Origin of the sequence: Algoriphagus sp. oki45 (assembly GCF_036245605.1) — a bacterium.
Taxonomy (GTDB): domain Bacteria; phylum Bacteroidota; class Bacteroidia; order Cytophagales; family Cyclobacteriaceae; genus Algoriphagus.
The window spans coordinates 1-443 of the sequence record NZ_BTPC01000014.1; the positions used below are offsets into that span (position 1 = coordinate 1).

Annotated in this window: 1 protein-coding gene; it reads right to left on the bottom strand. The window is 55.8% G+C overall.

What is annotated here, in order from left to right:
* Positions 1–443: MBG domain-containing protein (locus AAA942_RS20225; protein ID WP_338222125.1), on the bottom strand; the 443-nt coding region annotated here is incomplete at both ends.

Below are 443 nucleotides of genomic sequence, written 5' to 3' on the forward strand. Positions count from 1 at the left end.
GTCGAAGACAAAGGTTCCATCCATAAAGGTAATTCCCGTGATCGCGGCCGGGGTGATCGTCAGATCGGCAGTCAAGACCAGTGTGGTATAATTGCTGCCCGTGATCGTAGCCGTTACTTCCTGGGTGCCCACATCGGTTCGGCTGTTGTCGGTATAAGCTACACTTGTTCCTGCCGGAAGGGTACCCGTGATCGCCAGTGACTTAGCCGTGCCGTCGAAGACAAAGGTTCCATCCGCAAAGGTGATTCCCGTGATCGTGGCCGGGGTGATCGTCAGATCGGCAGTTAAGACCAGTGTGGTGTAATTGCTGCCCGTGATCGTAGCCGTCACTTCCTGGGTGCCCACATCGGTTCGGCTGTTGTCGGTATAAGCTACACTTGTTCCTGCAGGAAGGGTTCCCGTGATCGCCAAGGACTTGGCCGTGCCGTCGAAGACAAAGGTTC